The sequence below is a fragment of the Polaromonas sp. P3_B1 genome (genome assembly GCF_056402935.1).
On record NZ_JBFUGK010000009.1, the window covers coordinates 22,217 to 46,978 of the forward strand.

At 63.1% G+C, this 24,762-nt stretch carries 26 protein-coding genes; all 26 read right to left on the bottom strand.

The annotated features are described in order from the left end of the window. Positions 1-12 precede the first annotated feature (12 nt). Positions 13-363, bottom strand: a complete 351-nt coding sequence (locus tag AC1DXS_RS07190) for a DUF4870 family protein (RefSeq protein ID WP_477736834.1) — start codon at positions 361-363, stop codon at positions 13-15. 57 nt (positions 364-420) lie between these two features. Further along, positions 421-816: a phosphoribosyl-ATP diphosphatase gene (locus AC1DXS_RS07195; protein WP_477736835.1), complete on the bottom strand. Its 396-nt coding sequence runs from the start codon at positions 814-816 to the stop codon at positions 421-423. After that, on the bottom strand, positions 803-1,225 hold the full coding sequence (gene hisI, locus AC1DXS_RS07200) for a phosphoribosyl-AMP cyclohydrolase (protein WP_477736836.1): 423 nt from the start codon (positions 1,223-1,225) through the stop codon (positions 803-805). The genes AC1DXS_RS07195 and hisI overlap by 14 nt, the downstream gene beginning before the upstream one ends. A gap of 90 nt (positions 1,226-1,315) precedes the next feature. After that, positions 1,316-2,098 carry an imidazole glycerol phosphate synthase subunit HisF gene (hisF, locus tag AC1DXS_RS07205; protein WP_477736837.1) on the bottom strand — a complete coding sequence of 261 codons (783 nt, stop codon included), beginning with the start codon at positions 2,096-2,098 and terminating at the stop codon, positions 1,316-1,318. A 179-nt stretch (positions 2,099-2,277) separates the two neighbouring features. Next, positions 2,278-3,018: a 1-(5-phosphoribosyl)-5-[(5-phosphoribosylamino)methylideneamino]imidazole-4-carboxamide isomerase gene (gene hisA, locus AC1DXS_RS07210; protein ID WP_477736838.1), complete on the bottom strand. Its 741-nt coding sequence runs from the start codon at positions 3,016-3,018 to the stop codon at positions 2,278-2,280. Between the two features lie 100 nt (positions 3,019-3,118). Next, positions 3,119-3,808 carry an imidazole glycerol phosphate synthase subunit HisH gene (gene hisH / locus AC1DXS_RS07215; RefSeq protein WP_477736839.1) on the bottom strand — a complete coding sequence of 230 codons (690 nt, stop codon included), beginning with the start codon at positions 3,806-3,808 and terminating at the stop codon, positions 3,119-3,121. A gap of 110 nt (positions 3,809-3,918) precedes the next feature. Next, entirely contained in the window at positions 3,919-4,536 is a 618-nt protein-coding gene (hisB, locus tag AC1DXS_RS07220; protein ID WP_477736840.1) for an imidazoleglycerol-phosphate dehydratase HisB, read from the bottom strand. Then, the gene (gene hisC / locus AC1DXS_RS07225) at positions 4,533-5,627 is read right to left on the bottom strand and encodes a histidinol-phosphate transaminase (protein ID WP_477736841.1); all 1,095 of its coding nucleotides are present in this window, start codon (positions 5,625-5,627) and stop codon (positions 4,533-4,535) included. Before hisC ends, hisB begins: the two co-directional genes overlap by 4 nt. Then, on the bottom strand, positions 5,624-6,082 hold the full coding sequence (locus tag AC1DXS_RS07230) for a PIN domain-containing protein (RefSeq protein WP_477736842.1): 459 nt from the start codon (positions 6,080-6,082) through the stop codon (positions 5,624-5,626). Before AC1DXS_RS07230 ends, hisC begins: the two co-directional genes overlap by 4 nt. Beyond that, positions 6,079-6,312, bottom strand: coding sequence for a hypothetical protein (locus AC1DXS_RS07235; protein WP_007868133.1), 234 nt, complete (start codon positions 6,310-6,312; stop codon positions 6,079-6,081). Before AC1DXS_RS07235 ends, AC1DXS_RS07230 begins: the two co-directional genes overlap by 4 nt. Positions 6,313-6,366: 54 nt before the next feature. Next, positions 6,367-7,683, bottom strand: a complete 1,317-nt coding sequence (gene hisD, locus AC1DXS_RS07240; RefSeq protein ID WP_477736843.1) for a histidinol dehydrogenase — start codon at positions 7,681-7,683, stop codon at positions 6,367-6,369. 3 nt (positions 7,684-7,686) lie between these two features. Then, complete coding sequence (hisG, locus tag AC1DXS_RS07245) at positions 7,687-8,337, bottom strand: ATP phosphoribosyltransferase (protein WP_477736844.1); 651 nt, start codon at positions 8,335-8,337, stop codon at positions 7,687-7,689. Beyond that, positions 8,334-9,602 carry a UDP-N-acetylglucosamine 1-carboxyvinyltransferase gene (gene murA / locus AC1DXS_RS07250; RefSeq protein ID WP_477736845.1) on the bottom strand — a complete coding sequence of 423 codons (1,269 nt, stop codon included), beginning with the start codon at positions 9,600-9,602 and terminating at the stop codon, positions 8,334-8,336. Before murA ends, hisG begins: the two co-directional genes overlap by 4 nt. A gap of 7 nt (positions 9,603-9,609) precedes the next feature. Further along, complete coding sequence (locus tag AC1DXS_RS07255; protein WP_007868148.1) at positions 9,610-9,864, bottom strand: BolA family protein; 255 nt, start codon at positions 9,862-9,864, stop codon at positions 9,610-9,612. 2 nt (positions 9,865-9,866) lie between these two features. Then, positions 9,867-10,622 carry an ABC transporter permease gene (locus tag AC1DXS_RS07260; protein ID WP_007868150.1) on the bottom strand — a complete coding sequence of 252 codons (756 nt, stop codon included), beginning with the start codon at positions 10,620-10,622 and terminating at the stop codon, positions 9,867-9,869. Then, positions 10,619-11,584, bottom strand: a complete 966-nt coding sequence (locus AC1DXS_RS07265) for an ABC transporter ATP-binding protein (protein ID WP_477736846.1) — start codon at positions 11,582-11,584, stop codon at positions 10,619-10,621. Before AC1DXS_RS07265 ends, AC1DXS_RS07260 begins: the two co-directional genes overlap by 4 nt. Before the next feature lie 70 nt (positions 11,585-11,654). Continuing rightward, the gene (locus tag AC1DXS_RS07270) at positions 11,655-11,933 is read right to left on the bottom strand and encodes an STAS domain-containing protein (RefSeq protein WP_477736847.1); all 279 of its coding nucleotides are present in this window, start codon (positions 11,931-11,933) and stop codon (positions 11,655-11,657) included. 17 nt (positions 11,934-11,950) lie between these two features. Further along, the gene (locus tag AC1DXS_RS07275) at positions 11,951-12,589 is read right to left on the bottom strand and encodes an MlaC/ttg2D family ABC transporter substrate-binding protein (protein ID WP_477736848.1); all 639 of its coding nucleotides are present in this window, start codon (positions 12,587-12,589) and stop codon (positions 11,951-11,953) included. A gap of 203 nt (positions 12,590-12,792) precedes the next feature. Then, positions 12,793-13,563: an MlaA family lipoprotein gene (locus AC1DXS_RS07280; protein ID WP_477736849.1), complete on the bottom strand. Its 771-nt coding sequence runs from the start codon at positions 13,561-13,563 to the stop codon at positions 12,793-12,795. Further along, positions 13,560-14,066 carry an outer membrane lipid asymmetry maintenance protein MlaD gene (mlaD, locus tag AC1DXS_RS07285; protein WP_477736850.1) on the bottom strand — a complete coding sequence of 169 codons (507 nt, stop codon included), beginning with the start codon at positions 14,064-14,066 and terminating at the stop codon, positions 13,560-13,562. The genes AC1DXS_RS07280 and mlaD overlap by 4 nt, the downstream gene beginning before the upstream one ends. Positions 14,067-14,211: 145 nt before the next feature. Then, the gene (mlaE, locus tag AC1DXS_RS07290) at positions 14,212-15,006 is read right to left on the bottom strand and encodes a lipid asymmetry maintenance ABC transporter permease subunit MlaE (protein ID WP_477736851.1); all 795 of its coding nucleotides are present in this window, start codon (positions 15,004-15,006) and stop codon (positions 14,212-14,214) included. Continuing rightward, positions 15,003-15,848, bottom strand: coding sequence for an ABC transporter ATP-binding protein (locus AC1DXS_RS07295; protein ID WP_477736852.1), 846 nt, complete (start codon positions 15,846-15,848; stop codon positions 15,003-15,005). Before AC1DXS_RS07295 ends, mlaE begins: the two co-directional genes overlap by 4 nt. A 186-nt stretch (positions 15,849-16,034) precedes the next feature. Continuing rightward, positions 16,035-17,501 carry a glutamate synthase subunit beta gene (locus AC1DXS_RS07300; protein ID WP_477736853.1) on the bottom strand — a complete coding sequence of 489 codons (1,467 nt, stop codon included), beginning with the start codon at positions 17,499-17,501 and terminating at the stop codon, positions 16,035-16,037. A 108-nt stretch (positions 17,502-17,609) separates the two neighbouring features. After that, complete coding sequence (locus tag AC1DXS_RS07305) at positions 17,610-22,361, bottom strand: glutamate synthase-related protein (protein WP_477736854.1); 4,752 nt, start codon at positions 22,359-22,361, stop codon at positions 17,610-17,612. A 236-nt stretch (positions 22,362-22,597) separates the two neighbouring features. Next, positions 22,598-23,308, bottom strand: a complete 711-nt coding sequence (locus tag AC1DXS_RS07310; RefSeq protein WP_477736855.1) for a transposase — start codon at positions 23,306-23,308, stop codon at positions 22,598-22,600. Positions 23,309-23,406: 98 nt separating this feature from the next. Next, positions 23,407-24,555, bottom strand: coding sequence for an ABC transporter substrate-binding protein (locus tag AC1DXS_RS07315; protein ID WP_477736856.1), 1,149 nt, complete (start codon positions 24,553-24,555; stop codon positions 23,407-23,409). Positions 24,556-24,762: the final 207 nt, after the last annotated feature.

Here is a 24,762-nt window from a genome sequence, read left to right on the forward strand (position 1 = left end):
GTTTGAAAGGGCTCAAGTCGGGCGGTGGCTGTTGAAGCGCATCCAGCCCCGCACGCAGCGGTACAAGTACCAGATCCACACGACGCCATAGGCAATGAAGCCCGGCAGCACCAACAGCAGCCACAGTGGCGACAGCAGCACCAGCCAGCCCAGCGTCCACCAGAAGGTGCGGATCATGTAGTTGTGGTGGTCGATGTACAGCGCATCGGACTCGTCGGCACGGCGTATGTAGTTGACGATCACGGCGATCACCGCGAACACGCCGCCGCTGAACCAGGCCAGCGTATGCAGGCCATACAACACATGCATCACAAGGCGGTCGTTGGGGTTCTTGACCTCGAATTCGGCCAGATCGGTTTCCATGGGGGGTTCAGGTTCCTGTCACAGTGAAATCAAAATGAAAATCGGCGGCCGGGGCGCTCACGGTTTTTCGGCCGCGTCGCGGTGCTGGGCTTTGCGCAGCGCTTTTTCCTCGATGCCGCTGGTGCCTTCCCGGCGCTCCAGCTCGGCAATCACCTCGGCCGGGCTGAGCCCGTAGTGTGCCAGCGCGATCAGGCTGTGAAACCACAGGTCGGCGACCTCCCCGACCAGCTTGCCTTTAAGCTCGGCCGTCGCACCGCCCTGGGCCAGCGCGCAATCGATGTCCTTGGCGGCCATCACGGTTTCGGTGGCTTCCTCGCCGATCTTTTTCAGGAAGGCGTCGGGGCCCTTGTGCAGCAGCCGCGCCACATAGCTTTTTTCAGGGTCGCCGCCGTTGGCCGCCTTGCGGCTTTCGATGACCTGCGCCAGGCGCTGGAGGGAATCATTCGTGCTCATGTTTGCCCGGAGTCTGTTTGTACATGGTGGTCGGGTCTTTCAGGACCGGCTCGGTCACCACCCACTGGCCGTCTTTATACACACTGAAAAAGCAGCTATGGCGACCGGTGTGGCAGGCGATGCCCGGCGTGTGGCCGAGCTGCGTCACCTTGAGCAAGATCACATCGTTGTCGCAGTCCAGGCGAATTTCATGCACCGTTTGCTGGTTTCCCGATTCCTCGCCCTTGTGCCACAGACGCCCGCGCGAGCGGCTGTAGTAGACCGCCTGACCCAGCTCGGCGGTTTTTTGCAGCGCCTCACGATTCATCCAGGCAAACATGAGCACATCGCCGCTGGAGGCTTCCTGTGCAATGACCGGGATCAGGCCCTTGTCGTCCCAGCTAACGTCGTCTAACCAGTTCATGGGCATATTGTGAGAGATTTGGGCATTACAGCCGATTGCAACATAAAACCAGCAGGGTAAGGCGCGATGGCGCGCCGTGCGTGAGTCCTGCGGGCCTTACGTCAACCTCATGGGTATGCCGCGCGCTGCCATATGCTGCTTGGCCTGCTGCACCGTGTATTCGCCGTAATGGAAGATGCTGGCCGCCAGCACCGCGTCAGCGCCGCCCGTCTGCACGCCGTCGGCCAGGTGCTCCAGGTTACCGACACCGCCCGAAGCGATCACCGGCACGCTGACGGCGTCGCTCACCGCGCGGGTCAGGGCCAGGTCAAAGCCCGATTTGGTGCCGTCTCGGTCCATGCTGGTCAGCAAGATCTCGCCGGCGCCGCGCCGCGCCATCTCGGTGGCCCAGGCCACAGCGTCCATACCGGTGTTTTTGCGACCGCCGTGGCTGTAGACATCCCAGCCAGGACCGCGCGTTTTGGCGTCTTCCTCGCTGCGGCGCTTGGCATCTATCGCCACCACGATGCACTGCGAGCCGTATTTGGCCGATGCGTCTTCAATCACCTGCGGATTGGCGATGGCGGCCGAATTAAAGCTGGTTTTGTCGGCGCCTGAATTGAGCAGACGGCGCACATCTTCGACGGTGCGCACGCCGCCGCCCACCGTCAGCGGAATAAAAACCTGGGAGGCCACCGCCTCGATAATGGGCAGGATCAGGTCGCGCCCGTCGCTGGTGGCGGTGATGTCGAGGAAGGTGAGTTCATCGGCGCCCTGCTCGTTGTAGCGCGCGGCGATTTCCACCGGGTCGCCCGCGTCGCGCAGCTGGGTGAAGTTGACGCCTTTGACCACGCGGCCACCGGTGACGTCCAAGCAGGGGATTATTCTTTTGGCGAGCATTTGGATTCAGTGGATCTGACGATGGTTGAAGATGCCTCTAGGAGTGCCCAGAAATCCGATTGTCGGGATGCAGGGCAAGGCGCCCGGAGCACAGGAACCGGAATGCACTTGCGGTGCATGAGGATTCCGAGCACCGCGCAACGCCGCCATGCGCCCGAAAATCGGATTTATGGGCGCTCCTAGCCGTTGAGCTCGTCGGCGCGGGCTTGCGCCTTTTCGAAATCCAGGTCGCCGCTGTAAATCGAGCGGCCGCAGATCACGCCTTCCACGCCTTCCTCCTCTACTTCGCACAGCTTTTCGATGTCGGCCATGTTCGACAGGCCGCCGGAGGCGATCACGGGAATGGTCAGGGCCTGGGCCAGCTTGACGGTGGCGTCGATGTTGATGCCGGTCAGCATGCCGTCGCGGCCTATGTCGGTGTAGATGATGGATTCGACGCCGTAGTCCTGGAACTTCTTGCCCAGGTCGATGACCTCGTGGCCGGTCATCTTGCTCCAGCCGTCGGTGGCGACCTTGCCGTCCTTGGCGTCCAGGCCGACGATGATGTGGCCGCCGAAGGCCGTGCAGGCGTCCTGCAGGAAACCCGGGTTCTTCACAGCGGCCGTGCCGATGATGACGTAGCGCAGGCCGGCGTCCAGGTAGCGCTCAATCGTGTCCAGGTCGCGGATGCCGCCGCCAAGTTGCACGTCGATTTCGCTGCCGACTTCCGCCAGGATCTGCTTGATGGCCTGCTCGTTCTTGGGCTTGCCCGCGAAAGCGCCATTCAGGTCCACCAGGTGCAGGCGGCGCGCGCCCTTGTCGACCCAACTGCGCGCCATGGCGGCCGGGTCTTCACTGAAGATGGTGGATTGATCCATGTCGCCCTGTTTGAGGCGAACGCAGTGACCGTCTTTCAGGTCAATCGCGGGGATGAGTAGCATGTGGCGGTAAAAAAGACGGTAAAAAAAGAAATCGGATGGTCAGGGTAACAAAAACTCCAGCGTCCCGGTACCGGGTCTGACCCAAGTCGGATATTGGGTGCTACGGGTTCCAGTGCAGGAAGTTGCGGTACAGGGCCAGTCCGTGCTCGGCGCTTTTTTCGGGGTGGAACTGGGTGGCAAAAATATTATCGCGTGCAATCGCCGCTGCAAAGCGCGCACCGTATTCCGCTTCGCCGGCAGTGTGGCGTGCGTCCGACGGGCGGGCATAAAAGCTGTGCACGAAATAAAAGTAAGCACCGTCGGGCACGCCGCCCCAGACTGGATGAGCCTTGGCCGTGCCCGCACCATTTTGGTAGACCTGGTTCCAGCCCATCTGCGGCACCTTGTAGCGGCTGCCGTCGGGCTGCGTCCTGCCCGCCAGCTCGAACCTGACGACCTCGCCGGGAATCAGCCCCAAGCCGTCGGTGCCGGCCCCGCCGTCGCCGGGCTGGCCTTCGTCGCTGTGGCTCAGCAGCATCTGCATGCCCACGCAGACGCCGAACAGCGGCTTGTGGGCCGCCGCGTGCAGCACCGACTCCAGCATGCCGGAATCGGCCAGCTCGCGCATGCAGTCGGCAATCGCGCCCTGTCCGGGCAGCACGATGCGCTCGGCGCTCATGACGTCCTCGGCCTTGGAAGTGACCACCACCTCAAAGCCGCTGCCCGAGGCCACGTGACGCACGGCCTGCGACACGGAATGCAGGTTGCCCATGCCGTAGTCGACCACGGCCACTGTTTTGGGTTTTGCCATCAGGGATTCAAGAAGGGTTGACTGTGAATTTAAGGGCTGCCGGCGCCCATTTGTAGGGGGTAAAGCCAAAAATGGAGATGGAATCCCGCACGGCGGCTGTGAGGACTGGCTTAAAGCGAGCCCTTGGTCGAGGGGATCACACCGGCCGCGCGCGGGTCTATCTCCAGCGCCATGCGCAGCGCGCGGGCGAAGGCCTTGAACACGGTCTCTGCCTGGTGATGGGCGTTTTCACCCTTGAGGTTGTCGATGTGCAGGGTCACGAAAGCGTGGTTCACAAAACCCTGGAAAAACTCGTAAGCCAGCTGGCTGTCAAAGGTGCCTATCATGCCGCTCTTGAAGGGCACGTGCATCTCCAGGCCCGGGCGGCCCGAAAAATCGACCACCACACGCGACAGCGCCTCGTCCAGCGGCACATAGGCGTGGCCGTAGCGGCGCAGGCCCTTTTTGTCGCCCACGGCCTTGGCCACCGCCTGGCCCAGCGTGATGCCCACGTCCTCGACCGTGTGGTGGCCGTCAATGTGCAAGTCCCCTTTGGCCTGGATGTCCAGGTCGATCAGTCCATGGCGGGCGATCTGGTCCAGCATGTGGTCGAAAAAGCCTATGCCCGTGGACAGGTTGGCCCTGCCGGTGCCGTCGAGGTTGAGCTTGACGGTGATCTGGGTTTCGGCGGTGTTGCGCGAAACCTCGGCGGTTCTCGGTGCAGAAGGAGCGAGGGTGGGGGTAGTCATAGGGATTTTTCAAGCGCCGCCAGCATTTGCGCGTTCTCGTCCGCGGTGCCGACCGTCAGGCGCAAACAATTGGCCAGCAATGGATGCATTTTAGAAACGTTTTTGACCAGCACCTTGTGGGATTTCATGCCCTCAAAGGTTTTGGCCGCATCGGGCACGCGCACCAGGATCATGTTGGCATCGCTTTTCCAGGCTTTGACGCCCTTGGCCGCCATACCGGCCAGCGCGTCCATCAGCACGGCGCGCTGGGCCACCAGCTCGTTTGCCTGGGCGGCGAATTCGTCCTGGTGCTCCAGCGCGAACAGCGCGCACTCGTAGTTGAGCACACTGATGTTGTAGGGCGGGCGCACCTTGTCGACCTCGGCGATCAGAGCCTTGGGGCCCATCATGTAGCCGAGGCGCACGCCGGCCAGGCCGAACTTGCTCAGGGTGCGCATCAGCAGCACGTGGCCGTGCCCGGCGATGCGGTCTATATAGCTTTTGCTTGAAAACGGCTGGTAGGCCTCGTCCATCACCACCAGCCCGGGCGCCGCCTCGATGATTTTTTCGATCACCGCGTCGTCCCACAGGTTGGCCGTGGGGTTGTTGGGATAGGCCAGGTAGATGATGGAAGGCTGGTGCTCTTTGATCGCGGCCAGCATGGCGGCTTCGTCGAGTTCAAAGTCGGCCGTCAGCGGCACGCCGATAAATTTGAGGCCCTGCAGCTGCGCGCTCATGGCGTACATCACAAAACCCGGCAGCGGCGCCAGGATGGAGCCGCCCTCCACGTCGCAGGCCATGGCCAGCAGCGAGATCAGCTCGTCCGAGCCGTTGCCCAGCATGATGTCGAAGCCTTCGGGCATACGCGCGTAGTCGGCCAGTGAGCGGCGCAGCTCGTTGACCCGGCCGTCGGGATAACGGTTCAGCGCCAACGCGCCCAGGCGCTGGCCCAGCTTGGCCTGCAGCGCCATGGGCAGGCGGTGCGGGTTCTCCATGGCATCGAGCTTGACCATGCCGGCCGAGTCCTGGATGGCGTAGGCGTGCATGGACTGCACATCCTGGCGTATCAGTTTCTTGAGTTTGCTGTCCAGTGAAGGGGCAGGCAGGGTCATGCAAGGGTCTCCAACAGTTCGATGCCGGTTTTAAAAGGATTGATCACCTGGACACCACCGTAGTGCTGCTCATGCGCCAGGTCTTCGCTGAGCAGGTAACGGCAGGCCAGATGCTGGGCCGCGGCCACAACCAGGCAATCCCTGTAATGCAGGCCGTAGCGGCTTTCCACCGCCCAGGCGGATTCGACGGTCGCGTGGTCGGTTTGCCAGGGCTGCCAGAGCTCGTAGCGACGCACTTCGGCGCGCGCATCGCCGGCCGGCATGGGCGGCTGGATCTTGCGCGTAGCCAGCAGGTAGAACTCATTGAGCACCTGGGTGCTGGTGCGGCCCAGCCCGCGCCGCCACAGCACGGTCAGCCAGGCCAGGGCGGCCTGCTGTTTAGCCCGGTCGGCGCCGTCTTCGCTGTGAAGCAGGATGCTGGCGTCCACAAAAACGCCGGTGGATGCCTCGCTCATGCGCCGCGCTCGTCCAACTCAAGGCGCGTGGGATAAGGCTGTCCGTTGGATACCCACAGCCTGTCCTTGTTTTGCCAGTCATGCAGGGCGCGCTGGTAGGCGTCTGTGCGCTGCATCTTCTCAGCCAGCATCTCGCCCACCAGGCGCGAGACGCTGGTATTGCGCCGCGCCGCCTCGATGCGCACCCATTCCAGGGCCGCATCGTCCACGGTGATGGTCACGTTCTTCATAGCCTGAAGTTTACACGAATTTCGTGTTGCACGAAATTCGTGTAATTTGAGGCCTTATTTCAGCCGCATCTCGGCCGCACGCGCATGCGCCTGCAGGCCTTCGCCATAAGCCAGTTCGGCGGCAATCTTCCCCAGCACTTGGGCGCCGGCTTCGCTGACCTCGATCAGGCTGGAGCGTTTCTGGAAATCGTAGACACCCAGCGGGCTCGAAAAGCGCGCGGTGCCGCTGGTGGGCAGCACGTGGTTGGGACCGGCGCAGTAATCGCCCAGCGATTCGCTGGTGTAGGCGCCCAGGAAGATGGCGCCGGCGTGCCTGAGCAGCGGCTCCCACTTGTGCGGCTCGCGGCTGGAGACTTCCAGATGTTCGGGCGCGATGCGGTTGCTGATTTCGCAGGCTTCTTCCATGCTGCGCGTGTGGATCAGCGCGCCGCGGCCAGTGAGGGACTTGGCGATGATCTCGGCGCGCGGCATTTCGAGCAGCAGGCGGTCAATCGCGGCTTGCACCTGGTCGAGGTAGGCGGCGTCGGGGCACAGCAAAATGCTTTGCGCGAGTTCGTCGTGCTCGGCCTGGCTGAACAGATCCATGGCCACCCAATCGGCTGGCGTGCTGCCATCGGCCAGCACGAGGATTTCCGACGGGCCGGCGATCATGTCGATGCCCACCGTGCCGAAGACGCGTTTCTTGGCGCTGGCGACATAGGCATTGCCGGGACCGGTGATCTTGTCGACCTTGGGCACGGTCTGCGTACCGTAGGCCAGCGCGGCCACAGCTTGCGCGCCGCCGATCGTGAAGGCGCGGGTCACGCCGGCCACATAGGCGGCGGCCAGCACCAGGGCGTTTTTCTCGCCCTTGGGCGTGGGCACGACCATGATGATTTCGCCGACGCCGGCCACATGGGCGGGGATGGCGTTCATCAGCACCGACGACGGGTAGGCCGCCTTGCCGCCGGGCACATAGATGCCGACGCGGTCCAGCGGCGTGACCTTCTGGCCGAGCAGGGTACCGTCTTCGTCGCGGTAGCTCCAGCTTTCGCCGCTGGCCTTCTTCTGGGCCTCGTGGTAGCTGCGCACGCGGCGCGCGGCGGCTTCGAGCGCATCGCGTTGGGCCGCGGGAATGGTGTCAAACGCGGCCTTCAATTCGGCCTGCGTGAGCTCAAGTTCGCCCATGGCGGCAACGTTGAGCCTGTCAAAGCGTGCCGTGTATTCGAGCACCGCCGCATCGCCGCGCTGCTGCACATCGGCCAGGATGTCGGCCACGCGCTGCTCGATCGCCGCGTCGGTGTCGGCGGACCAGTGCAGGCGCGCCTTGAATTCGGCCTCGAAGGTGGCGGAAACCGTGGATAGGCGGGCGGGCGCGGCGGTCAGTTTCATGGCTCAGGATTTTCGCGAGGAGGCCGTGGCGGCCGAAAGGGCATCTATCAATTGGCGTATGGGCGCCTGCTTGAGCTTGAGCGCGGTCTGGTTGACCACCAGGTGCGAGCTGATGTCCATGATGCGCTCGACTTCGACCAGGTGGTTGGCCCTGAGCGTGCTGCCGGTGGATACCAGGTCGACGATGGCGTCGGCCAGACCGGTGAGCGGCGCCAGTTCCATGCTGCCGTAGAGCTTGATCAGGTCAACGTGCACGCCCTTGGTGGCAAAGAAGTCGCGCGCGATCGCCACGTATTTGGTGGCGACTTTGAGGCGCGAGCCCTGGCGCACGGCCGCGGCGTAGTCAAAGCCTTCGCGCACGGCCACGCTGATGCGGCACTTGGCGATCTGCAAATCAAGCGGCTGGTACAGGCCCTGGCTGCCGGATTCGAGCAGGGTGTCCTTGCCGACCACACCGAGGTCGGCGCCGCCGTACTGCACATAGGTGGGCACATCGGTGGCGCGCACCAGCACCACGCGCACGCCGGGCTGGTTGGTGTCCAGGATCAGCTTGCGGGATTTTTCGGGATCGTCCAGCACCTCGATGCCGGCTGTTTTCAGCAGCGGCAGGATGTCGTCGAAGATGCGGCCTTTGGAGAGTGCGAGCGTGATCATGCTTTCACCCGCTCGATATCGGCGCCGATTCCGCGCAGCTTGGCTTCCATCTGGTCGTAGCCGCGGTCCAGGTGGTAGATGCGGTCCACCAGGGTTTCGCCTTCGGCCACCAGGCCGGCGATGACCAGGCTGGCGGAGGCACGCAGGTCGGTTGCCATGACGGTGGCACCGGAGAGCTTTTCGACGCCTTCCATGACGGCGATCTTGCCGTCGATCTGGATCTTGGCGCCCAGGCGCACCATCTCGTTGACGTGCATGAAGCGGTTCTCAAAAATCGTCTCGGTCACCGTGCTGCTGCCCAGCGCGATGGCATTGAGCGCCATGAACTGGGCCTGCATGTCGGTCGGGAAACCGGGGTACTCGGTGGTGCGGAAGGACTGCGCCTTCATACGGCCGCTGGCCTGGATGCGGATAAAACCTTCGCCTGCCGTCACGGTCGCGCCGGCTTCGCGCAACTTGTCAATCACGGCGTCGAGGTGGTCGGCGCGGCCGTGCTTCAAAACGACGTCACCGCCAGCGGCCGCTACCGCGCACAGAAAGGTGCCGGTTTCGATGCGGTCAGCCACCACCTGGTGGGTGCACCCGTACAGGCGCTCCACACCCTGGATACGGATGCGGCGCGTGCCGTGGCCTTCAATCTTCGCGCCCATCTTGATGAGCATTTCGGCCAGGTCGCCGATCTCGGGCTCCTGCGCGGCGTTTTCCAGGATGGTCTCACCTTCGGCCAGGCTGGCGGCCATCAGGAAGTTTTCGGTGCCGGTGACGGTGACCATGTCGGTGGTGATGCTGGCGCCCTTCAGGCGTTTCTGCCCGGCTGGCAGCTTGGCGATCATGTAGCCGTGTTCGACCACGATCTCGGCGCCCATGGCCTGCAGTCCCTTGATGTGCTGGTCCACAGGGCGCGAGCCGATGGCGCAACCGCCCGGCAGCGACACCGTGGCTTCGCCGAAGCGCGCCAACAGCGGCCCCAGGGCCAGCACGGAGGCGCGCATGGTCTTGACCAGTTCATAGGGCGCCTCGGGCGAGCTCAGCGGCCCGGCGTTGATACGCACCGTGCCGTCGTCGCCACGCTCGGCTTCCACACCCATGTTGCGGATCAGCTTGAGCATGGTGGCCACGTCCTGCAGGCGCGGCACGTTGCGCAGCGTCACCTCGTCGGCCGTCAGCAGCGCAGCGCAAAGCTCGGGCAGCGCGGCATTCTTGGCGCCGGAAATTTCGACCGTGCCGGCCAGCGGCTTGCCGCCCTTGATGAGTAATTTGTCCATGTTCTTTTCAGTTCGCGTTGCCGTTGTTGGTGTTGGCCCATTCGGTGGGCGTGTAGGTTTTCATCGACAGCGCATGCACCTCGTCGGTCTGCATGCGGCCGCCCAGCGTGGCGTAGACCTTCTGGTGGCGCTGGATCAGGCGCTGGCCTTCAAAGGCGCTGGACACCACAGTGGCATACCAGTGCCGGCCGTCACCCGACAGCTCGATGTGCTCGCAGGGCAGGCCCGCGGCGATGATGGATTGCAGTTCTTCGCTGGTCATGTCTAGTGTCTTATTTTGTAGCCGGTGCGCAGCAGGTTGACGGCCACGGCGCTGACGGCCAGCAAGGCCGTCGCGACAATGCCCAGGCTCAGCCAGGGTGAGACGTCGCTGACGCCGAAAAAGCCGTAACGGAAACCGTCGATCATGTAGAAGAAGGGGTTCAGGTGGCTGACCTTCTGCCAGAAGGGCGGCAGCGAGTGAATCGAATAAAACACGCCGCTCAGGAAAGTCATGGGCATGATGACGAAGTTCTGGAAGGCCGCCATCTGGTCGAACTTCTCGGACCACAGCCCGGCGATCACACCCAGCGCGCCCAGCATGGCGGCGCCCAGCACCGCGAACAGCACGATCCACAGCGGCGCCACAAAAGCCGGCTGGCCGAAAAACACGGTGACGGCGAACACGCCCACACCGACCAGCAGGCCGCGCGCGACCGAGGAGCCCACATAGGCGAAAAACCAGTGCCAGTGCGACAGCGGCGTGAGCAGCACAAACACCAGGCTGCCCATGATCTTGCTCTGGATCAGCGAAGAGGAGCTGTTGGCGAAAGCGTTCTGCAGCACGCTCATCATCACCAGGCCGGGCACCAGGAAAGCGGTGTAGCTGACCTGGTTGTAAACCTTCACCTGGTCTTGCAGCACGTGGCCGAAGATCAGCATGTAGAGCACGGCGGTCAGCACCGGTGCGCCCACGGTCTGGAAGCCTACCTTCCAGAAGCGCAGGGTTTCCTTGTAGAGCAGTGTTTGCCAGCCGGTCATGTTGCTACTTTCGCGAGATCTACCGCCACGGCCGCAGTGTCGTCAGCCGGTTTTTTGTTCATGACGTCCAGAAAGACGTCTTCCAGGTCGGCCTTGCGGATTTCCACGTCCTCGGCCACCAGGCCCGCCTCGCGGATTGCCGCGAGGTATTGCTCGATCTCATGGGCGTTGTGCGCAGGGAACTGCACGATGCGGCCGGTGATGCGGGCCTGCACGGCCAGGTGCGCGGGCAGCTCGCTGTCGATCTTGAAGCGCAGCACATTGGACGACGCCGCCTTGAGCAACTCGGAGGTTTGCGCCAGCGCCACCACCCGCCCCTGCTTGAGCATGGCGATGCGGCTGCACAGCGCCTCGGCTTCTTCGAGGTAGTGCGTGGTCAGCAACACGGTGCTGCCTTGCTTGTTGAGTTTGGCGATGAATTGCCAGAGGGTCTGGCGCAGTTCCACGTCGACGCCGGCGGTGGGTTCGTCCAGCACGATGACCTGCGGCTTGTGCACCAGGGCCTGCGCCACCAGCACGCGGCGTTTCATGCCGCCCGAGAGCTGGCGCATGTTGGCGTTGGCCTTGTCGGCCAGGCCCAGGTTCAACAGCAACTCGTCGATCCAGTCGTCGTTGTGCTTGATGCCGAAATAGCCGGACTGGATGCGCAGCGCCTCGCGCACCGAGAAAAAGGGATCAAACACCAGCTCCTGCGGCACCACGCCGAGCTTGCGCCGGGCGCTGGCGTAGTCGCCCAGCACGTCGCTGCCGTGCACCTTGACGGTACCGCTGCTGGCACGCGACAGGCCGGCCAGTATGCTGATGAGGGAGGTTTTTCCAGCGCCGTTGGGACCCAGCAAGCCAAAAAATTCGCCCTGCTGGATATCGAAACTGACGTCGTCAAGCGCCTTGACGACCGGGCCCGTTTGATTTCGCGAGGAGGAGTAGGTTTTGGAGACGGACTGGAATGAGATCGCTGGCATGAGCCCGCCATTTTAAGGGCGGATGCCGTTTTGGCCGGGCCCAGCCGTGGAATGCCCCGTACGGGCCACTTCAGGCTGCGGCGGCCGGAATCAGTTCCGCCACGCCGTACAGGCCCGCGAGCTGGCGCAGGCGGGGCGGCAGGCCCGCGATAGCGAAATCCTTGCCGGCGGCGAGCGCTTCACGCCGGCAGTCCAGCAGCACGGCTAAAGCAGAGGAGTCAAATTCCTTGAGCGCGCCGGCGTCTACCACCACCCCGGCCGGCTGGGACTGCACGGCCTGCTTGAGGCCAAGGGCAAAGCCTGCGGCCTCGGCATGCGTAAGGATGGGAGGTAGCGTCAGCACCGGCAAGTCGCCTATTCGCCTGCTCAGGACTTCTTGGCGACGCCGCCGTTGGACTGGTTGCGCTGCACCAGGGAGGCAATCAGGCCGTCAACACCTTTGGTGCTGATTTCCTGGGCGAACTGAGTGCGGTAGGTTTCCACCAGCCACACGCCCAATACGTTGAGGTCGTAAATCTTCCAGCCCGTGGGAGTTTTTTCCATGCGGTAGTCAAGCTGGACGGGCTCGCCGCGGCCCAGGACTTCCGTACGCACTACGACCTCGGTGTCGGCAGCCTCCGCACGCAGCGGCTTGACGTTGACGGTCTGGTCGCTGACTTGGGCCAAAGCGCCGGAATAGGTGCGGATCAACAGGGTCTTGAACTCGTCCTGCAGCTTCTTTTGCTGCTCGGGCGTGGCCTGGCGCCAGTTGCGGCCGACGGCGGCGGCCGTCATGCGCGTGAAGTTCACGTTAGGCATGATCTTGCTGTCGACCAGCGCCAGCACTTTGGTGAGGTCGCCGGCTTTGACGGCTTTGTCGGTCTTGATGTTGTCCAGCACTTCGGCCGACACGCGTTTGATCAAGGCGTCGGGCGCCTCATCGGCGGCGCGCACAAACGGCGTGACACCCAGCAAGGCGAGGCTGAGGGTGGCGGTCAACAAATGGCCAAGGGTTCTGCGTTTCATGATGTTCCTTCGTGTCGAAACAGAGGGCCCAGTGCTGCGGGCATCGGAACTGATGCATGGCGCGCTGAAAACCGGTGTTTCAAGGGTATTTTGCGGGATGGTTTCCGGACTGGGGATGAAGTTATGCGGCAGTCTTGTAAATATTGGCACTGCCAGGCCTTCACAAGAGCGGGTTTGCCCCTGCAAAAGCCTGTTTCAACTGCTTACTTGGTTGCCGGCGCAGCTGCGGGCTTAGGCTGCGCGCCTTCAGGCAGATCAAAGCGTTCTTCCTTTTCCACGGGCGCATTGCCGATCAGGCTGTTGCGGCGCTGCTGATAGATCTCGCGGGTAAAGCTGTATTTGTCCAGCGCCGCCTGGTCCAGCACGTCGCCGGCGCCCAGCAGGTTGGCACGGACATTGACCGCGCGCAGCGTCGTCAGGGAATTGCGGACACGGACATTGCTGGCCTGTGTGACCGCGTCCATCTGGGAGTCCACCAGCAAGCCGGCGGTATCGCGCACCGAAGAGGAGCCCAGCACAGGCAGCACCAGGTAAGGACCCGAGCCCACACCCCAAACACCCAGGGTCTGTCCGAAGTCTTCCGAATGCTTCGGAATCTTCATTTCAGTGGCCACGTCAAAAATGCCGCCCAAACCCCAGAGGGTGTTGGTGGTGACGCGGAACAGGCTGTCAGCGGCTGCCTCGCCCTTGCCCTGCAGCAGGTTGTTGACCGTAGCCCAGACATCGGAAATGTTGCCGAAGAAGCTGGTGACACCGGTACGCACGGGCTGGGGCGTGACGTCGCGGTAGGCGGTAGCCACCGGTTTGAGGACGGCACGGTCCAGGCCTTCGTTGAAGCCGAACATCGCCCGGTTAAACGGTTCCAGCGGGTCACCCGGAGTGGCTCCGGGCCCGGTTGCGCATCCCTGAAGCAGCGCCACTGCGAGAACGGCACCGGCCCACCCTGCTGATTTTTTCATCGTATTGCTTCTCATTTTTTTTCTGTCGTCGCTGGTGGCGGCGCAGACCCTGATCCGGAACTGCTGTCCGCCGCTTTACTGTATAAAAACTGGCTGATCAGATTCTCGAGCACCACGGCGGATTGGGTATTTTTGATCACGTCCCCCGCAGCGAAATTTTTCTCGTCCCCGCCGGCCTCCACGCCGATGTATTGCTCGCCGAGCAGGCCGCTGGTCAAAATCTTCAGCGAGCTGTCCTTGGGGAAAACATAACGGCTTTCCATGGCCAGGCTCACGCTGGCCTGGTAGGACTTGTCGTCGAAAGTGATATTTTCAACCCGCCCGACCACCACGCCGGCGCTTTTGACCGCGGCACGCGGTTTCAGCCCGCCAATGTTGTCGAATTTCGCCGTGATCTTGTAAGAAGTATCGAAATTCAGTGAGAGAAGGTTAGCGGACTTCAGCGCCAGGAACAGGATGGCTACGCCCCCAATCAGGACAAACAGGCCAACCCAGAGATCATTTTTGGAACGTTGCATTGTTTTCTTTCAGTGGCCCCGCAAGACGGACCGGCTTGCACCGGTGGCTTGAGCCTTGCGCCATCCCTTGAAGGCAGACACTGGAATGGCGGATTTTCTCATGGACAAATTAAAAATGTTTGAAGGCGGTTATGCGGCCATACGTCTAGAGGCTGAACATGGACGCGGTCAGCAGGAAATCCAGCCCCAGCACGGCCAGCGAAGCCACCACCACGGTGCGCGTGGTGGCGCGTGAAACGCCCTCGGGCGTGGGCTGGGCTTCAAATCCCTGGTAAAGGGCGACGAAAGTAACAGTCACGCCGAACACAAAACTCTTGATGATGCCGTTGCCCACGTCGCGCCAGACGTCCACGCCCGATTGCATCTGGCTCCAGAAGGAGCCGGCGTCTATGCCTATCATGACCACGCCGACCAGCCAGCCGCCCAGGATGCCCACGGCGCTGAACACCGCGGCCAGCAGGGGCATGGCGATGATGCCGCCCCAAAAGCGCGGCGCCAGGATGCGTCGCACCGGGTCCACCGCCATCATTTCCATCGCCGACAACTGCTCGCCGGCCTTCATCAGGCCGATTTCGGCCGTCAGGGCCGTGCCGGCGCGGCCGGCGAACAGCAGCGCCGTGACCACCGGCCCGAGCTCGCGCACCAGGCTGAGCGCCACCAGCAGGCCCAGCGCTTCCGCCGAACCGTAGCGCTGCAGCGTGTAGTAACCCTGCAGGCCCAGCACAAAACCCACAAAGAGGCCGGACACCGCGATGATGGCCAGCGAATAGTTGCCCAGAAAGAAGATCTGGTCGCGCACCAGGCCGAAGCGGGCCAGGGCCGGGCCGGCCATGGCCACCAGGCGTGACATCAGCCGCGCGGCGTAGCCCATGTCGGCCAGTTGCCTGCGCACCGCAAAACCGAGGTCGGACACCAGACCAAGGGGGCTGTAGCGGCTCATGTGCGCTCCTTTTTGGCCGCATCGGCATGGCCGAAGTCGGCCTCCACGTCCGGTCCGGGGTAATGGAACTTCACGGGGCCTTCGCTCTCTGCGTTGACGAACTGGTGCACCAGCGGGTCGGTGGAGCGCCTGACTTCGTCGGGCGTGCCCTGGGCCGCGATGCTGCCGTTGGCCAGGATGATGACCTTGTCGGCGATGCGGAAGGTTTCCTCGAGGTCGTGCGAGACCACGATGCTGGTGATACCCAGGGTGTCGTTGAGCTGGCGTATGAGCTGCGCGGCGGTCCCCAGCGAGATAGGGTCCAGCCCGGAGAAAGGCTCGTCGTACATGATGAGTTCGGGGTCCAGCACGATGGCGCGCGCCAGCGCCACGCGCCTGGCCATGCCGCCCGAAATTTCACTGGGCATCAGGTCGCGCGCGCCACGCAGGCCCACGGCGTTGAGCTTCATCAGCACGATGTCGCGGATCAGGCGCTCATTGAGCGCGGTGTGCTCGCGCAGCGGAAAGGCCACGTTGTCGAACACGCTCAGGTCGGTGAACAGTGCACCGAACTGGAACAGCATGCCCATGCGCCTGCGTGCGGCGTAGAGCTCTTCCTGCACCAGCCGGCCGACGTCCTTGCCGTCAAACAGGACGGCGCCACTGGTGGCCTTTTGCTGCCCGCCTATGAGGCGCAGCACGGTCGTCTTGCCGCCACCCGAGGCCCCCATCAGCGCGGTGACCTTGCCGCGCGGCACGGACAGGCTGACCTTGTCCAGAATCACGCGGTCGCCCGCGGAACCCGGGTAGGAGAAGGTCACATCCTTGAATTCAACCAGTGATGAAGCGGGGGTGTCGGCCATGGAGGAAGAAAAGGCCGGCGAGCGCGCCAGCGAGCTAGGGAATTCCCCTAATGATACGGGGTTTGGCCCCGCCTCATTCCGGGAAGTAATACCAGCCGGTAATACCGTGGGGTCTCCACCCCCTCCCCTGGCGATCTGCCGCCGCACCCCAAGCGCAGCTTGGGGCGGCTTACAAAGGCGCGGCGCTTAGCGGGGCAAGTCGCTGTAACCCATCAAAAACTCGTCGACGGCACGCGCGGCCTGGCGGCCTTCGCGAATCGCCCATACCACCAGGCTCTGGCCGCGGCGGATATCGCCGGCGGCAAACACCTTGGGCACATTGGTGGCATAGCCGCCCGTGAAATCCGTGCTGGCCTTGGCGTTGCCGCGGTTGTCTTTTTCGACACCGAAAGCTTCCAGCACGGAAGCCACCGGCGAGACAAAGCCCATGGCCAGCAGCACCAGGTCGGCCTTGAGGGTCTGCTCGGAGCCGGGCACCTCGACCATCTTGCCGTCTTTCCACTCGACGCGAACCGTCTTCAGGCCGGTGACCTTGCCTTTTTCACCGATCAGCTCCTTGGTGGAGATGGCGAACTCGCGCTCGCAGCCTTCCTCATGCGAGGAAGAGGTGCGCAGCTTGATGGGCCAGTAAGGCCAGGTCAGGGGGCGGTTTTCTTCTTCGGGTGGCTGGGGCATCAACTCAAACTGGGTGACGCTGACGGCGCCATGGCGGTTGCTGGTGCCCACGCAGTCGGAACCGGTGTCGCCGCCGCCGATCACGATGACGTGCTTGCCATCAGCGCGCAACTGGCCCTTGACCTTGTCGCCGGCATTGACTTTGTTTTGCTGGGGCAAAAATTCCATCGCGAAATGCACACCGTCCAGGTCGCGGCCAGGCACGGGCAGGTCGCGCGACTGCTCGGCGCCGCCGGTCAGGATCACAGCGTCAAAATCTTTTTGCAGCTGCTCGGGGCTGATGCTTTCCTTGGCCCAGTTGGTGACTTTAGAGTCCTTGGGCAAGGCGCCGACCATCACGCCGGTGCGGAAGATCACGCCCTCGGCTTTCATCTGCTCGACGCGGCGGTCAATGTGGCCTTTTTCCATTTTGAAGTCGGGAATGCCGTAGCGCAGCAGGCCGCCAATGCGGTCGTTCTTCTCGAACAGGGTGACCTCGTGGCCGGCGCGCGCCAGCTGCTGGGCCGCGGCCATGCCGGCGGGGCCGGAGCCAACGACGGCGACCTTCTTGCCGGTCTTGTGTTTGGGCATCACGGGCTTGACCCAGCCTTCGGACCAGGCGCGGTCGATGATGGCGTGCTCGATGGACTTGATGCCGACGGCATCGTCGTTGACGTTCAGCGTGCAGGCGGCTTCACAGGGCGCCGGGCAGATGCGGCCGGTGAACTCGGGGAAGTTGTTGGTGCTGTGCAGCGTGTCGATGGCGTTTTTCCAGTCGGCGCGAAACACCATGTCGTTGAAGTCGGGAATGATGTTGTTGACCGGGCAGCCGTTGTTGCAAAACGGCGTGCCGCAGTCCATGCAGCGGGCGGCCTGCTTGTTGGCCTGCGCGTCGTCCAGCCCGATGACAAATTCGCGGTAGTTCTTCAGGCGCTCCGGCACGGGCTTGTAGCCCTCTTCGATGCGCTCGTATTCCATGAAGCCGGTGATTTTTCCCATGATGAGGTCCTGTGCGATTCTTTTTAAGCTTTTCCGGCTGCCGGCCCGTCCCCATAAGGCGAGGGCGCTGGCAGTTCCGGTTTTATTGCATGCGTGGGGTGAGGCGGCCTATTTGGCGGCCACCGCTTCCTGGTTGGTGGCGACCTGGGCCCGGGTGGTCTCTGTCGCTGCCTCCAGCCGGCGCTCCTTGCGCTCGATCAGGGCCCGCTTGTACTCGTTCGGGAAGACCTTCACGAACTTCAGGCGCGACTCGCTCCAGTTGTCCAGCAGTTCGCGCGCGCGCTTGCTGCCGGTCCAGCGGTTGTGGTCCTGCAGCAGGCGCTTGAGCAGTTCCTCATCGCTTTCGCCCGCGTGCCAGTCGGCCTTGTCATGGGTGTGCTGTTCAGCCGTGGTGACGATGCGGTCCATGGAAACCATGGAGGTGTTGCAGCGCGTGGCGAACAAGCCGTCTTCGTCGTACACGTAGGCCACGCCGCCGCTCATGCCTGCGGCGAAGTTACGGCCTGTCTTGCCCAGCACCGCGACCGTGCCGCCCGTCATGTATTCGCAGCCGTGGTCGCCCGTGCCTTCAACGACCGCCGTGGCACCCGACAGGCGCACGGCAAAACGCTCACCGGCCACGCCGCTGAAGAAAGCCTCGCCGGTGGTCGCGCCGTAGAGCACGGTGTTGCCGACGATGGTGTTCTTCACCGCGTCGCCGCGGAAATCAATGCTGGGGCGCACCACGATGCGGCCGCCGGACAGGCCCTTGCCGGTGTAGTCGTTGGCGTCGCCTATCAGGTACATGGTGATGCCCTTGGCCAGGAAGGCGCCGAAAGACTGGCCGCCCGTGCCCTCGAGCTGGATACGCAGGGTATCGTCGGGCAAGCCTTGCGGATGGTGGCGCGTCAGCTCGCCCGACAGCATGGCGCCGACGGTGCGGTTGACGTTGCGCGCGACTTCGATGAACTGGACTTTTTCGCCCTTTTCAATCGCGGCCTTGGATTTTTCGATCAGGCGCACGTCCAGCGCTTTTGCCAGCGCATGGTCCTGCTCCATGACGTGCAGGCGCGGCACGTCGGCGGGCACATTGGGCTGGTAGAACAAACGGCTGAAATCCAGGCCGCTGGCTTTCCAGTGTTCAATACCTTTTTGCGTGTCCAGCAGGTCGGCGCGGCCGATGAGCTCGTCGAACTTGCGCACGCCGAGCTGCGCCATGAGCTGGCGAGCCTCTTCGGCGACGAAGAAGAAGTAGTTGACGACATGCTCGGGCTTGCCGCTGAATTTCTGGCGCAGCACCGGGTCCTGCGTGGCCACGCCGACCGGGCAGGTGTTGAGGTGGCATTTGCGCATCATGATGCAGCCCTCAACCACCAGCGGTGCGGTGGCGAAGCCGAACTCGTCGGCGCCCAGCAACGCGCCGATGATGACGTCGCGGCCGGTTTTCATCTGGCCGTCGGCCTGCACGCGGATGCGGCCGCGCAGGCGGTTGAGCACCAGGGTCTGCTGGGTTTCGGCCAGGCCGATTTCCCAGGGCGATCCTGCATGCTTGATGGACGACCAGGGCGAAGCGCCCGTGCCGCCGTCATGGCCGGCGATCACCACGTGGTCGGACTTGGCCTTGGCCACGCCGGCCGCGATGGTGCCGACCCCGACTTCGCTGACCAGCTTGACGCTGATGCTGGCGCGCGGGTTGACGTTCTTCAGGTCGTGGATCAGCTGGGCCAGATCCTCGATCGAATAGATGTCGTGGTGCGGCGGCGGCGAGATCAAACCGACGCCCGGCACCGAGTAGCGCAACTGGCCGATGTATTCGCTGACCTTGCCGCCGGGCAGCTGGCCGCCCTCGCCGGGCTTGGCGCCCTGGGCCATCTTGATCTGGATCTGGTCGGCCGACACCAGGTATTCGGCCGTGACGCCGAAGCGGCCCGAGGCCACCTGCTTGATGCGCGAGCGCAGCGAGTCGCCGTCCTGCAAAGGCAGGTCGACCTCGACCTGTTTCGGGCCGATCACGCTTTTCAGCGTCTCGCCCTTTTTGATCGGGATGCCCTTGAGCTCTTGCCGGTAACGGTTCGGGTCTTCACCGCCCTCGCCCGTGTTGCTCTTGCCGCCTATGCGGTTCATGGCCACGGCCAGGGTGGCGTGGGCCTCGGTGCTGATGGAGCCCAGCGACATGGCGCCGGTGGCGAAGCGCTTGACGATTTCCTTGGCCGGCTCGACCTCGTCAATCGGAATCGCCTTGGAAGGGTCGATCTTGAACTCGAACAGGCCGCGCAGCGTCATGTGGCGGCGGTTCTGGTCGTTGATCAGCTGGGCGTATTCCTTGTAGGTGTTCCAGTTGTTGGAACGCGTGGAATGCTGCAGCTTGGCGATCGCGTCGGGCGTCCACATATGGTCTTCGCCGCGCACGCGCCAGGCGTACTCGCCGCCGGCGTCCAGCATGTTGGCCAGCACCGGATCGTTGCCAAAGGCGGCGCGGTGCATGCGCAGCGCTTCCTCGGCGATCTCGAACACGCCCATGCCCTCGACCTGGCTGGCGGTGCCGGTGAAGAACTTGGCCACGGTGTCGCGGTTCAGGCCTATGGCCTCGAACAGCTGGGCGCCGCAGTAGCTCATATAAGTGGACACGCCCATCTTGGACATGATCTTGGACAGGCCCTTGCCGATGGCCTTGGTGTAGTTGTAGACGGCCTTGTCGGTGCTGAGGTCGCCCGGCAGGCCTTTGGACAGTTCGGCCAGGGTTTCCATCGCGAGGTAGGGATGCACGGCTTCAGCACCGTAGCCGGCCAGCACGGCGAAGTGATGCACCTCACGGGCAGAGCCGGTTTCCACCACCAGGCCGGCTGTCGTGCGCAGGCCTTCTTTCACCAGGTGCTGGTGGATGGCGGACAGGGCCAGCAGGGCCGGAATGGCAACCTGCGTGGCGGTGATGCCGCGGTCGCTGACGATCAGGATGTTTTTGCCGTCCTTGATCGCGTCAACCGCCTCGGCGCACAGCGAGGCCAGCTTGGCCTCGACACCTTCGTGGCCCCAGGCCAGCGGGTAGGTGATGTCCAGGGTGTAGCTCTTGAACTTGCCCTGGGTGTGCGCCTCGATGTCGCGCAGCTTTTGCATGTCGGCCACGTTGAGCACAGGCTGGCTGACTTCCAGCCGCATGGGCGGGTTGACCTGGTTGATGTCCAGCAGGTTGGGCTTGGGGCCGATGAAGGACACCAGCGACATCACGATGGCTTCGCGTATCGGGTCGATGGGCGGGTTGGTCACCTGCGCAAACAGCTGCTTGAAGTAGTTGTAGAGCGGCTTGTCCTTGTTGGACAGCACGGCCAGCGGGCTGTCGTTGCCCATGGAGCCGGTGGCTTCCTCGCCGTTGGCGGCCATGGGGGACATCAGGAACTTGATGTCCTCCTGGGTATAGCCGAAGGCCTGCTGGCGGTCCAGCAGCGGGATGTCGGAGACAGGCGCGGCGGCCGCGGCGGGTTTGGCCGTTTTCGCGGTTTTGCCGGCCACGTCGTCGAGCTTGATGCGCAGGTTCTCGATCCACTGCTTGTAGGGCTTGCTGTGCGCCAGCGTGGCCTTGATTTCCTCGTCATCGACCATGCGGCCCTGTTCCAGGTCGATCAGGAACATTTTGCCGGGCTGCAAACGCCATTTGCGCACGATCTTGTGCTCGGGGATGGGCAGCACGCCCGATTCCGAGGCCATGATGACCAGGTCGTCGTCGGTCACGCAGTAGCGCGAGGGACGCAGGCCGTTGCGGTCCAGCGTGGCGCCGATCTGGCGGCCGTCGGTGAAGACGATGGAGGCCGGGCCGTCCCAGGGTTCCAGCATGGCAGCGTGGTATTCATAAAAGGCCTTGCGGCGCTCATCCATGGTGGTGTGCTGTTCCCAGGGTTCGGGAATCATCATCATCACGGCCTGGCTGATCGGGTAGCCAGCCATGGTCAGCAGTTCCAGGCAGTTGTCAAAAGTGGCGGTGTCGGATTGGCTAGCGAAGCTGATCGGGTAGAGCTTTTGCAGGTCGGCGCCCAGCACCGGCGAGGACATCACACCTTCGCGTGCCTTCATCCAGTTGTAGTTGCCCTTGACGGTGTTGATCTCGCCGTTATGCGCGACATAGCGGTAGGGGTGGGCCAGCGGCCACTCGGGGAAGGTGTTGGTGGAAAAGCGTTGGTGTACCAGGCCCAGAGCCGAGACGCAGCGCGTGTCGGTCAGGTCGCGGTAGTAAGTACCCACCTGGTCGGCCAGCAGCAGGCCTTTGTAGACCACCGTGCGGCTGGACATGCTGGGCACGTAATACTCTTTGCTGTGTGTCAGGCGCAGGTTCTGGATGGCGGCGCTGGCGGTCTTGCRGATCACATACAGCTTGCGTTCCAGCGCGTCCTGCACGATCACGTCATTGCCGCGGCCGATAAAGATCTGGCGCAGGATGGGTTCTTTTTCGCGCACGGTGGGCGACATGGGCATGTCGCGGTTGACCGGCACGTCGCGCCAGCCCAACAGCACCTGGCCTTCGGCCTTTACGGCGCGCTCCAGGGCCTGCTCGCAAGCCAGGCGCGAGGCATGCTCTTTGGGCAGGAAGACCATGCCCACGCCGTATTCGCCCGGTGGCGGCAACTGGACGCCCTGCGCGGCCATTTCTTCGCGGTACAGCGCGTCGGGCAGCTGAATCAGGATGCCGGCGCCGTCGCCCATGAGCTTGTCAGCACCCACTGCGCCACGGTGGTCAAGGTTTTCGAGGATCTTGAGGCCTTGCTGGACGATGGCGTGGCTTTTGTGCCCCTTGATATGCGCCACAAAACCGACGCCGCAGGCATCGTGTTCGTTCGCACCGGAGTACAAACCGTTTTCTTCAAAATGCTTGATTTCAGCAGCCGTGGTCATGGCAATTCCTCGTCGGGGTGGGATGGGGGCGTTGAAACGCTACCCGTAAAGGGCCACGCAACGCACCCACCCGCAGTTTCATAATTTTTCGCAGGGAATCGGGAGCATAGTGCAGCGCAACAACAATGCCAAGAAGTTTAAATAGGGTCAGATTCGAATTAAATATCGATAAATTTAATCAACATTTAATTGGGGACATATTATATTTGAACGTAAAAAGCCTAAAACGGCAGCGTTCAAGCGGATGGCAAATCTTCTTTGGGTGCCATGGCCGGTCGCCCGGCCTGGTTTTTCGTCACGCGGCGCTCTGTGCGCTTTTGCAGCTCGGCCAGGAAATCGCTCCCGCCCAATGCCCAGCCGCTCAAGGCCGAACGGGTCAGCAGGTCTTGCTGCTCCGGTGTGATGCCGGCACGCACCAATGAGGCGTAGGCCGCTTCGCGGGCAAAGGGGGTGTTGCCCAGCGCCCAGACAAGGGGATGTGGCGTCAGCAGGCTGTCGACGCGCAAACCCGCGTAGTGCCCGTGGCTGGACCAGGGATAGTCTCTGGCCTCGGCCGCCAGCCCCGCGCGGACCGGGTTCAGGTCCATATAGGCCATGCAGGCCAGCAGGTAGCGCTCCGCCTCGATCACGGTGGCGCGGTAACGCCCTTCCCACAGGGTGCCGGAACGCCCCTGGCTGTCGTTGAAATAGCGCACGTAACGCCTTCCGGCGGCCTGCATCATTTGCGGCAGGCCGTCCGCCGTGCCGGGCGTGGCCAGCAGGTGGAAGTGGTTGTCCATCAGCACGTAGGCATGCAGGGCAACACCGAATTTGCGCGCGCTTTCGTCAAGAAGCCGCAGCAGCATCTGGTGATCGGCAGCCGAGGAAAAAACGGCTTGACGGTTATTACCGCGCTGGACGATGTGATGGGGGTAACCGGGAAGCGTCAGACGGGGAAGGCGGGCCATGGAATGCAATACCTGGAGTTTGCACCATGATATTGGAACCTGACCCTAATTCTCGACACCCCCTCGCCTCTCTCAAGAAGCATGGGAGCCGCTGTCGCTCAGCGGACGACTTTGCCGTCTGGCGTGATGGTGACAAGGTCGATTGCACGCACCGACTCGTATTTCTTGGCACGCAGATTCACGCGGAAACCGCCCACGTCGTAATCCGTCATGGATTCAAACGCCTTTTGCAGGCCGGCACGGTCAGGCTTGCCGCTGCCCGCCGCGCTGCGGCGCACGCCTTCAGCGAAAGTTTTGGCGGCGATGTAGCCTTCCACGCTCTCATAGCTGGGCGTCTGGTCGGTCTGGTTCAGCACGTCGAGGTATTCCTTGATGATCGGCATGCCGGTGCTGCGTGGCGACGGCACGACCTGGGAAATCACGACACCGCCGATTTCCTTGCCCAGGGCGCTGAAAAGCGGATCGATACCCACCACGGAAAAATTCAGGAACTGCCCGCCATAGCCGGCCTGGCGCATCTTCCGGATAAAAGCCGCCGATGAATTGAACAGGCTGACCTGGATGACGGCCTGGGGCTGCACTTTCATCAGGGCGGCCACGGCGGCGTCGACCTTGTCGCTGTTGACCGGCGACAGGACGCTGCCGACGATGGCTGGCCGCTTCAGGTCGATCAAAGCCTGGTTGACGGCCGCGAGGCCACCACGGCCCATGGCGTCGTCTTCGGCAAACACCGCGATGCGATCCTGGTTCAGCGTCGCGCAGTGGCGGGCGATCTTGTAGGCTTCATCGGCCAGCGCGGGGCGCACATGGAACACGTTGCTCAGCGAAGGATCATGCAATGCATCAGAAGCGGCAAAAGGTGCAAAGAACAAGGTGTTGGACGCTTTGGCCGCGGCGAAAGCAGCGTCGCAACTGGCGGTACCCGTGAAGCCGAAAAGCGCGTCGACGTCCTCGTCAATCAGGTGCTTGGCGTTGGCTGCGGCCTTGGCCGGGGCGTAGCCGTCATCAAGCGCCTTGACTTCGATCTTGTAGCCGCCCGCTCCGCTCTTGGAATTGATCGCGTCGAAATAGATCTTGGCGCCATTGAGATACGCCAGGCCGATCTGGTCGGCCGCGCCGGTCAGCGGCACCGATTGCCCCACGACGATTTTGCGCGCGGCCTTGCCTTGCGCCCACAGAGCAGGACTTGCGACCCCAGCGCCCGCCGACACACCACCGAAAACAAACTGACGCCGATTGAAGCTCATGACAACACCTTTGGAAACGGGAATAGCCAAAGCAGGTTTAATGCCTGCCCCTTAGCATGCGCTCACTGTTCCGAAAATATGTCACAAAGTGTGCGCAAAGACTGAGCGTAAACCGTACGGACCGAAAAAGACACAGGAGAAAATGCCGACACGTCATAAGCCTATGCGCCGTCCGCGCCTGGCCTGCAGCAATGCGCGGTGTGCGCC